General features: G+C 48.2%; 8 protein-coding genes and 3 pseudogenes. All 11 read right to left on the bottom strand.

The window, feature by feature from the left end; translation table 11 throughout:
* A pseudogene (locus tag R1Y93_RS00240) lies at window positions 1-889 on the bottom strand (DNA methylase); the annotation flags it as partial.
* Window positions 853-2,736: pseudogene (locus R1Y93_RS00235) on the bottom strand (recombinase family protein). The pseudogenes R1Y93_RS00240 and R1Y93_RS00235, both read right to left, overlap by 37 nt.
* A 54-nt stretch (window positions 2,737-2,790) precedes the next feature.
* Entirely contained in the window at window positions 2,791-2,982 is a 192-nt protein-coding gene (locus R1Y93_RS00230) for a hypothetical protein (RefSeq protein ID WP_002596259.1), read from the bottom strand.
* A gap of 73 nt (window positions 2,983-3,055) precedes the next feature.
* Window positions 3,056-3,286: a YdbC family protein gene (locus tag R1Y93_RS00225; protein ID WP_002596258.1), complete on the bottom strand. Its 231-nt coding sequence runs from the start codon at window positions 3,284-3,286 to the stop codon at window positions 3,056-3,058.
* A 45-nt stretch (window positions 3,287-3,331) separates the two neighbouring features.
* Window positions 3,332-4,186, bottom strand: coding sequence for a ParB/RepB/Spo0J family partition protein (locus R1Y93_RS00220; RefSeq protein WP_002596257.1), 855 nt, complete (start codon window positions 4,184-4,186; stop codon window positions 3,332-3,334).
* A gap of 8 nt (window positions 4,187-4,194) precedes the next feature.
* Window positions 4,195-5,160, bottom strand: coding sequence for a MobV family relaxase (gene mobV / locus R1Y93_RS00215; protein ID WP_002596256.1), 966 nt, complete (start codon window positions 5,158-5,160; stop codon window positions 4,195-4,197).
* Window positions 5,161-5,166: 6 nt separating this feature from the next.
* Window positions 5,167-5,346: a hypothetical protein gene (locus R1Y93_RS00210; RefSeq protein WP_004613323.1), complete on the bottom strand. Its 180-nt coding sequence runs from the start codon at window positions 5,344-5,346 to the stop codon at window positions 5,167-5,169.
* 331 nt (window positions 5,347-5,677) lie between these two features.
* On the bottom strand, window positions 5,678-6,709 hold the full coding sequence (locus R1Y93_RS00205) for an AAA family ATPase (protein WP_002596255.1): 1,032 nt from the start codon (window positions 6,707-6,709) through the stop codon (window positions 5,678-5,680).
* A 155-nt stretch (window positions 6,710-6,864) separates the two neighbouring features.
* Window positions 6,865-7,337, bottom strand: a pseudogene (locus tag R1Y93_RS00200) (RNA polymerase sigma factor).
* Between the two features lie 76 nt (window positions 7,338-7,413).
* The gene (locus R1Y93_RS00195; RefSeq protein WP_002596253.1) at window positions 7,414-7,845 is read right to left on the bottom strand and encodes an RNA polymerase sigma factor; all 432 of its coding nucleotides are present in this window, start codon (window positions 7,843-7,845) and stop codon (window positions 7,414-7,416) included.
* Between the two features lie 95 nt (window positions 7,846-7,940).
* Window positions 7,941-8,450, bottom strand: coding sequence for a sigma-70 family RNA polymerase sigma factor (locus R1Y93_RS00190; protein ID WP_002596252.1), 510 nt, complete (start codon window positions 8,448-8,450; stop codon window positions 7,941-7,943).
* Window positions 8,451-8,888: the final 438 nt, after the last annotated feature.

The following is an 8,888-nucleotide window of genomic DNA, read 5'->3' as shown; positions in this document are numbered from 1 at the left end:
TAATCGTCTCATTGCCCTTTTCATCCATGTTCAGCAAGGCATTTAACTCGGATAACCGTTCCATCTTTTCATTCAGCTCTGCTTCTTTCGGAAATGGTTTCTTTACCTCTTCCTGCGCAGTAGCAAGCTGCTGTTGTACGGTTTCCAATTTCTGCTCACTTTCCGTCAGCTTCCTGTCGATAGAAGAAAGCGTGTTATGGATACGCTGCATATTTCTGCATCCTGGGCCTTTTCCGATCTCCAGCTTATAAGAACATTTTCCTTTGATCGTCAGTTCAAACGCATTGGAGAACATATTATAGGAAGCAGATAACGTGAACCCTTGATATTCCCCGACCTTTCCGCCGGTGCTGACGGTTTTTAACCCTGCACAAGCAGCGATCAACGCTTCGCCTGCTTCTTTCTTATCTTCATAAAGGACATTCCCTACTGTCATGGCAAACGTGTCATTATCCTGTAAATCCACACTTTTTACTACCTGCGAATCCACCTGCATTCCGGCAATCCGCTCTTTCAATGCACTGATCTGTACCGGGAAATTCTTTGCAATATCGGATTCCAGACGGTAAATCTGACTGGTATGGTTTGCCTTTAGAAGTTTTAGCTTACTCACCTGCACATCCAGATCCATTTTTTCTTTAATGTACGGATTGCCTGTGGCAAGTGCCTTTATTTCCGCATAGGACAGTGCCGTATCATCCACATCTTCACAAGCCCTGACCGGGGATTTACTGGTCATGATCTGGCTGATGAACTTCTGCTTATTCTCCAAAATCTGCCACATATACGCATCAAAAGTGTTCTCCGTCACATACCGGAATATCTTTACTTTGTCATTCTGGTTTCCCTGTCTTAAGATACGTCCTTCCTGCTGTTCCAGATCAGTCGGTCATTTTTTGCGGACAGTTCAATACATGCCTGTCTGTTTCGCTCCCTGCTCCTGCGTTTGCTCTCGTTTGATTTCTCCCTCTGTATCTTCTTGGCACAAGCAGGACAATACTTCGATATGCCAGAGCGGGGAACATATTCAACACCGCACACCGTACAATTCTTAGGCTTTAACGCAGTCCACCGCTTTGTCGGTGTGATATGTAATTCACCGACAAAGCCGATGAATTTATAATAAATCTTGATTTCCTGCCGCACCATTCCGTCTGTAAGTTTCTCACGTTCCGAAACAAGTATCTTGTCTATAAGTGCGTTTATGATGGTTGCGTCCAGTTCCTTAATGCCTTGATAGTTGCGGATTAGGGAGAATAAATCACGGACACCCTGCGTCTTCTCATAGCTGTCGCTGAGCGTTTCCGTTACCTCTTTCAGCCTTGCTTCAATTTCAAGCTGTTCTTCTGGTATTTTCCCGACATCATCTCAAAATTCCGCTCGGTAATACGCTCCATCACCTTATCTTCATAGAGTGAGGAAAACAGCCTGTCCAGTTCTGCAAGGCGTTTGTTCAGTTTTCTTTGCTCCTTTTCCAGTGCCTTTGCCTTGCTCTGGTTGTTTCCGCGAGCCGCTTTTCAATCGCCCTCACTGCCTTTTCATCATTGACTGCCATATCCGCAAATCGGTTGATGTCGGTGAGGACAGCGTTGAACAAGTCCCTCGCTTCAATGCTGTGTGCGGTACACATGATATTACCGTATCTGCCATAATTATTGCAGGAATATTGTACGCAGTCGATGATGTCGGGGCGTTTCCCGCCGCAGCTGATAGCCCGCATCGCATAGCCGCAGTCCGCACACTTAATAACGCCTGCAAAGATGTTCTCAAAGCCGCCCTTGTTTTCTGGTAATCTGCGGCTTGTAATAAGCTGCTGTACGGTATCAAATTCCTCCTGCGTGACTATCCCCTCATGGGTGTCTGGTATCACTTCCCATTCTTCGGGCAGCTTAGAGGGGCGTTTCTTGCTTTTCATGTTGGCGGCAATCCGCTTGTAGCCTGCAAGGTTTCCCGCATATATCGGGCTTCTTAAAATGCCCCTTACGCTGTTCTCGCTCCAAATATAACGGTTCTCCTGATTCTCCTCAAAATACCTCTCATAGCCTGTTGCCCCCTGCTCCGCCGCATAAGCGGCGGGGCGTAAGATATGCTGTTTGTTGATGTGCTTGCGGATTTTGGCGATTCCGTTGCCCGCTAACGCAAGGTCAAATATTTCCCTTACCACATGGGCAACTTTGTCACTATCAGCAGATGGTTGTGGTCGGCGGGGTCTTTGACGTAACCGTATGGTGCTCGTCGTCCCCATGAATTTCCCCTGCTGAAACCTCGCTCGGTACGCCGATTTTATCTTGACCGACACATCGGCGGAATACATTTCGTTTAGGATGTTGCGGAAAAAGGCGTGATGTCCATAGCGGATTTATTGAGCGTGTCCACGCCGTCATTGACCGCTATATACCTCACATTATGCTCTGGGAAAAACACTTCCAGATACAGTCCGCAATCAAGATAGTTCCTCCCCAGACGAGATAAATCTTTCGTGATAACGCAGTTTATCAGACCGCTTTCAATGTCCTTAATCATGTTCTGGAAACTTGGTCTTTGGAAATTTGTACCAGAGTAACCGTCGTCCACATACGTTTTTGCTAAGTGCCATCCCTGCTTTTTCACATAATCCGTGAGGATGGATTTCTGTGTCGCAATGCTCGCACTCTCGTTATCCGTGCCATCGTCTTTTGACAAGCGGCAGTACATGCCGACTTCATAAATCTTGTTCTCCATTCTTATTCCTGCCATACTGTAAAACCTCCATATCTGTCCTATCTGTTTTCATGTTCCATTGCGTACATTCTAAGCGGACAGCCCCTCATTGTCGAAGGTGTCGCCCTCGGCAATCTTCTTCCGAATATCCTCGGAAATAATCGGGATAAACGCTTCTGTGACTGTCTGCGTGCCGACATATTCACGGCTGATTATCATCTGAACTGGTGCTTTCGGCACGATACGCTTTCTCTTTTTATCTGCTTTCTTATCCTCGCCCAGCACTTAAATCTTCCTTTCCAGACAGGGCAGGAGAACGTCTGGACGAACGCCCCGCCCTGTCAATCAGATACCATCAATCCCCGCTGTTTACTTCTTTCTGTAATGCTTCAAGGAGTGCTGCTGCTTCATCAGCGTTCAACGTGATACCCTTTCCGCACTTCTCACGGTTCGGGGAAAAGCTGCGGATGTCATATTTCGGCTCTCTTCCGTTCCATGAGATAAGATTGATTTCTTTTGTGTAGCCGCTGTCGCCCTTAGACAATACGGCGATTTCCTTTACAATCTCATACTGGATTTCTTTCATTCTTCATACCTCAATTTTCTGCATTTACCTCCCGAAAAGAGAAGATTAGCGGCTGTCCCTGCCCCGTTTCCTCTGCAATTCACGCTCCAAAAGTTTAATGATGGTTTCCTCCATCTGCTTCGGCGTTGTGTTCTTCGGAAAATACTTTTTCAGCTTGCTTGTGTTGATTTTCAAGGTTTCTTTCTGGTTTCCCTTTTCCTCCGTCATAATTGCAAATATCGTATCCATGTCAAGCCGCCCGCTCTGGCTTAGGCTTTTCATCCGCTGTGCCTGTGAGAGTGAGGGCGTTGCTTCTTCGCTCTCCATCGTGGCAAAGAGGTTTTCCTGCTCGTCTTTCTTCAAAAAGGACAGTTCCACCGCAGGCGTGAGGGCGATTTTCCCCTCGTCCACCATCCGCAAAATCGGCGGTATCAGTTCCGTCAAACGGATAAATCTTTGTACGGTCATCCTGCCTACGCCGAAGCCCTGTGCCACCTTGTCGTCCGTCCGCAACTTCGTCACAACTTGTGACGAGGTTAAGTCTGTGCGGAAACCCTGCCGCTTCATGGCTTCGGATTTCATCTTGTAGGCAAACGCCCGCTCTGATGGCAGGATATTCTCACGCTGTAAATTACTGTCTACAAGGGTGATGATGGCTCGGTCACGGTCTAAGGGCAGGACAAACGCAGGCACGGTATTTATCCCTGCAAGTTCAGACGCACGGACACGCCGCTGCCCTGCAATCACTTCATAGCCGTTCCCGTCCTCTTTCGGGCGTGTGATTATCGGCGTGACAATGCCAAATTCCTTGATGCTTTCCGCTAATTCTGACAGCGTTTCATCCTCTGCCACATGAAACGGATTGTCGGGAAACGGGTACAAGTCTTTGGTCTTTAACACCTTAAAATCCTGTTTCTTCATTCACATATCTACCTTTCTTTCGCTCTGCTTTTATGGTTTTTCTGCAATTCTTCCAACACTTCGGGCGGTATCTTTGAGAGCAGCCGCCCCATCTGCTCGTTGGTTCTCTGCAACTCAAATATCTTCTGGTTCGCTTTCTGCACCTTTAGTTCCTGCTCATACTTTTCATCACGCATACGCCCCGCATAGTCTGATTCCTGCCCGATTTGCTCCTTTAGGCTATTGATATAGGCACTCTGCTTACTGATTTCCTTTGAGAATTTCTCCACGTCTGGGAGCCATGCCGCAATCAGTTCCAGAGCCTTGTCACGCTTCTTCCCTGCATTAAAGGCGTTGATGTCGGACAGTGCAGACACAATTTCCTCATACTGTTTATCAAGCCTGCCGCCCAACTTATAGAGCCATGTGGGGACATGTTTCCGCTTCGTTTCCATTGAGGACTGACCTCTTTCAAGCTGATTCCACCGTGAGGACATCCGCTCATGGTAGGCGGTCTGCCATTCGGACAGGCTCTTTTGATTGCCTAAAATTGTTTTGGCAGACAGCTTATTGTCTGGTGTAATCGGCACAAAACAGAGGTGCATATGCGGCGTTCTCTCGTCCATGTGGACGACTGCGGAGAGGATATTTTTCTCCCCGACACGCTCTGAAATGAAATCCAGAGCCATCGTAAAATACGCTTTCTGTTCTTTGGGCGGCAGGCTGTTCATAAATTCTGGCGAAGCCGTGATAAGCGTTTCCACCATCATCACGCTATCTTTCCTCGTCCTGCACCCTGCTTCGGCTACCATGCGGTTAATCTCTTTCTTGTAGGTGTACCTCGGCGGATTCACAAGATGGTAGTTATCTTTCGAGCGTTCCATATCTATATCTGGATTGCTTTTATAGGCTTCTTTTTTACGCTCGTTGTGGCGTTCGCAAGCCGCAACGCCGCCCGCTTTGCGTTTCTGGAAACGCAGGATTGCATAGGGCATAATTCATCATCTTCCTTTCTTCGGCGGGTAAACTGCCCTTTGGGTGACAGCGGTGACGGCGGTGACAGCAGTTTTGGGATACCCCCTACCGACTGCCTCAACTGTCACCCTTATTCCCTGCATGACGGTCATGTCGATGATGACGGTGTTTTTGGAATACCCCCTCGCAAGAGCCGTCACCGTCATGCTGCCATTCTTTTATCCGAAGCGTGGAGCGTAGGATAAGCAGGGCGTAAGACCTGCCATAAGGGAGTCCAGAGGGAACGTCTGGCACACGACTTTGCAGGGCAAAGTGTAGTGTGTTACACCCTGTAAACGCAGTCGGAAAAATCGGAAGGATTTTTCTGACCGCAGGGGTGGTTTTACACGCCGAAAAGGGCGGGTAAATCCTACGCCTGCACTTTGCGTTTACGGGGTGTTCTCCCGCAGGGATGACAGCGGCAGGGTATCCTGAAAATCACTGTCACCGCCGTCACCGCTGTCACCCGCAGGGCAGAGTCGCCAGCTTTACACGGCTTTAAGCGTCAATGACAGTAACAGGGGGTATCCCAATATCGCTGTCACCACCGTCACCGCTGTCACCCGCCCGCTTTGCAAGCGAAATCTGCCTGCCGTGTTTTTTGCGGCTGTACTGATAAACGATATGGTTCTCATTTAAAAATGTGGTGCGGTATTCATTGAGCCATTTCGTAATCACCGTGGGTATGGTTTCCGTTTCCCTCATAGCGGCTAACAGCTCCGTTGCCGTGCCTGCCCATTCTTCCTTATCCCTCATAAAATCCACCAACCGAAAAAGGACGTCTGGTATCGTTTCTTTCGCAAGCTGCTCCTGCGTTTTTCTCTCCACAAGTTCCCAACTGCAATCACGGAAACGCAGCGTGTATTCCTGATAGGGCGTGTCCCTGCCCGTCACATACAGCTTGGCGGTGTCGGATGCCCGTTTCTCCTTTTCCAGAACAAAGGTAGCGTCCGCACTCCCCGTTAAGCCTGTCGTCCCAGACACCTTGTTGAACACATCGCTGTCATTCTGCTTTCGGATGTGGTGTACGACAATGACCGCCAATGAATGCCTGTCGGCAAAGTCTTTGATTAGTGAGATGTCCCCATAGTCGCTTGCGTAGGCATTGTCTTTTGAAGCTGTACGGACTTTCTGCAAAGTGTCAATGACAATAAGCCTGCTGTTTGGGTAATCTTTCAGATAATCTTCAAGCTGCACGATAAGACCGTCTGACAGCTTGCAGCTTGCCACGGCAAAGTGAAGCCGCCTGCTCGCTTCGTTCGTCAATCGGAACAGCCTGTCCTGTATACGGCAGAACGTGTCCTCAAGGCAGAGGTAAAGCACGTCGCCCTCCATTGTCGGCATATCCCACAAGGGAAGTCCCTGCGACACGCATAAACATAGCTTCAGCATGAGCCAGCTCTTTCCTATCTTCTGTGAGCCGCAGAACAGCGACAAGCCTGTGGGGATAAGGCTGTCCACCACAAAGGACGGCTTCTCAAGCGGTTCATAAAGGAGCGTTTCGGCGTTGACTGTCTGTAACTTCTGCATGGCTTTCCTCCTTTCGGGCGGTGTTTTTGTTTTCGTTGCACATAGGCGTTGACCTCCTTAAAAATAGATTTACTCCCACGAAGAAAAAGTGAGAGTATGTAATGCCGCCAATCCCACACAAATAAAAAACAGATTTCTTTTTCGGGCGGTGTCGGTCACGGTTGGAGATACTTCCTCATTTCCGCCTTTACTTTCTCCTTTGCAATCGCAACAGATTTCTGTATTGCCGAAGCGGTGCAATGCTCCATAGCGGCGATTTGGTAAAAATTGAACTCATACTCGTAGTAGAGCAGGAAACGCCGCCTTTGTATCTCTGGCAGTCCGTCAACCGCCTTACAGAGCAGTTCTGCCCGTTCTGCCTCAATCATTTGTTCCTCTATGCTCTTAGGCAGCTTCAACGCCCGCCTGTTCAGCGTTTCGTCCCATACTTCCGAAAACTCCCTGTGCCGCTCGTCCATTGGAGGAGATTCCTGTTCCTGCGTTCCATCTGCCGAAACTCCATAAAGAACTGTTCCGACACTTCCAACTCGTGGGATTTGCCCTGCCCGTCCTTAAAGCTGATAAAATACCTTGTGCCGCTTTCCGTGGATTCCTCCCGAAGCGTGTACGCCTTAACTCTGTATGCCATCCCGCTTGCCTCCTGCAAAAAATAAGTGAGGGGATTTCCATCCCTCACCCAGTAGCCCGCAGGACGGCAGGCTGTTTTAGACGCTATAAAATTTTCGTAGCTTCTTCCGCAGATGGTCTAACCTCGCATAGATGGCACCAGTCGTCAAATGCACGAGCGGGGCAATCTCCTTTGTGGAATACCCCTGCATTTTCAGCAGGACGATTTTCAAGGTACGCCCGTCCACCGCGACTAATACTTGATAGAGATTTTCGCTCTCAATCTCGTCCAGTAACTCCGCAACCGTACCCACTTCCGTCTGCCGCTCCCTGTCTGCCATGTCCTCAAGGTATTCCGCAATGTCATTCGTCCATCGGTAAAACCGCCTGTTGGAATTGAAGTCTGCCCTGTCCGCAATGCGTATCTGCTCAATGGTCGCTTCATCAACGCCGCACTCACGCAGCAGCTTTTCCTCCGCTTCTTTCCAGATACGCCATTTCCTGTCCTCCCGTCCGTGGTTATATGCCATGCTTCTTTTCCTCCAATCAGAATTGATTGAGAGGGCAGAGAAAAACCCCCTCATTTTCCCAAAGGAAAAAACAAGGGGGCTGAACGCCTTAAATTTTAATTTTCTATTATCTTTCTTAGTTTTCTTAGGATTCTGGCTTTGCGTTTGTTCACAACGCTCTGGGTTATGCCGAACCTCGCCCCGACTTCACGCTCAGAAAGTCCGTCAAAAAAGATTGCCTGTATCAATTCCTGTTCACTATCCGACAGCAAAGGCAGGGCGGCTTTCAGCCTGTCCACCATAACCGCATTGACAACGGTTTCCGCAATGTCTGCCGCTTCATCAGCGATAAAGTCTAAAGGCTTCCCCTCGCTGTCCGTAAATCCATCCAGAGAAAGCAGGCTGTTCTTCGTATCTAATTTTTTCAGATAACGCCACCGTTCCTTATCTCGGTAGAAGTCCGTGTATTGCTCCCTCACGACTTCAAGCAGACAGCCTTGAATGGGGATAAACAGCTTGTCCATATAGGTCTGGTCGGATTCCCTGCGGCGGCAGAAATCCGTATAGGACAGTTCCACATATCTGCCGCTTTCCTTGATATATACCTTTCTCGGTGCGTATTTCACCTGTGAGTCCCTCCCATCTGAATTTTTGAAATGTTCAAAATCCAGATGGAGAGGTGGCGAACGACACCTAACACCACTAATAGCCCTATGGCACTTTCCAACAAAAATCGACAAAAGAAAAACCGCAAAGGCTCTATGACCTTTACGGTTATGGGAAGTGTTTAATTCTGTTGTATGGAGATTGTACTTCTACATTCAAGGCAGGAAGTGCCGTTGCATAGGCAGAAATTTTTTTAACTGGTTTCCTGCCGTTCTCTGATATGCTATGTATTGATAAATTTTGCTTCGTATCAGCAGATAGATAACTGCCCGAAGAAAAAAGGACATAAAAAAATCCCTCCAAATTTAAAAACAAATTCAGAGGGTAATTTAGGGTATAACAAAATAACCCACCCGAATATCGTTTTTTTTATTTGGTGAGTTTGTTCTTTCAAATAC

The sequence above is a fragment of the Blautia sp. HA3515 genome, from assembly GCF_059933065.1.
This window is presented reverse-complemented; position numbering and strand designations above follow the sequence as displayed.

Coding starts and splice junctions, on each gene's coding strand:
- R1Y93_RS00225 (WP_002596258.1), bottom strand. CDS start 3,286: ATGAAAGAAATCCAGTATGAGATTGTAAAGGAAATCGCCGTATTGTCT.
- R1Y93_RS00220 (WP_002596257.1), bottom strand. CDS start 4,186: ATGAAGAAACAGGATTTTAAGGTGTTAAAGACCAAAGACTTGTACCCG.
- mobV (WP_002596256.1), bottom strand. CDS start 5,160: ATGCCCTATGCAATCCTGCGTTTCCAGAAACGCAAAGCGGGCGGCGTT.
- R1Y93_RS00210 (WP_004613323.1), bottom strand. CDS start 5,346: ATGACGGTGACGGCTCTTGCGAGGGGGTATTCCAAAAACACCGTCATC.
- R1Y93_RS00205 (WP_002596255.1), bottom strand. CDS start 6,709: ATGCAGAAGTTACAGACAGTCAACGCCGAAACGCTCCTTTATGAACCG.
- R1Y93_RS00195 (WP_002596253.1), bottom strand. CDS start 7,845: ATGGCATATAACCACGGACGGGAGGACAGGAAATGGCGTATCTGGAAA.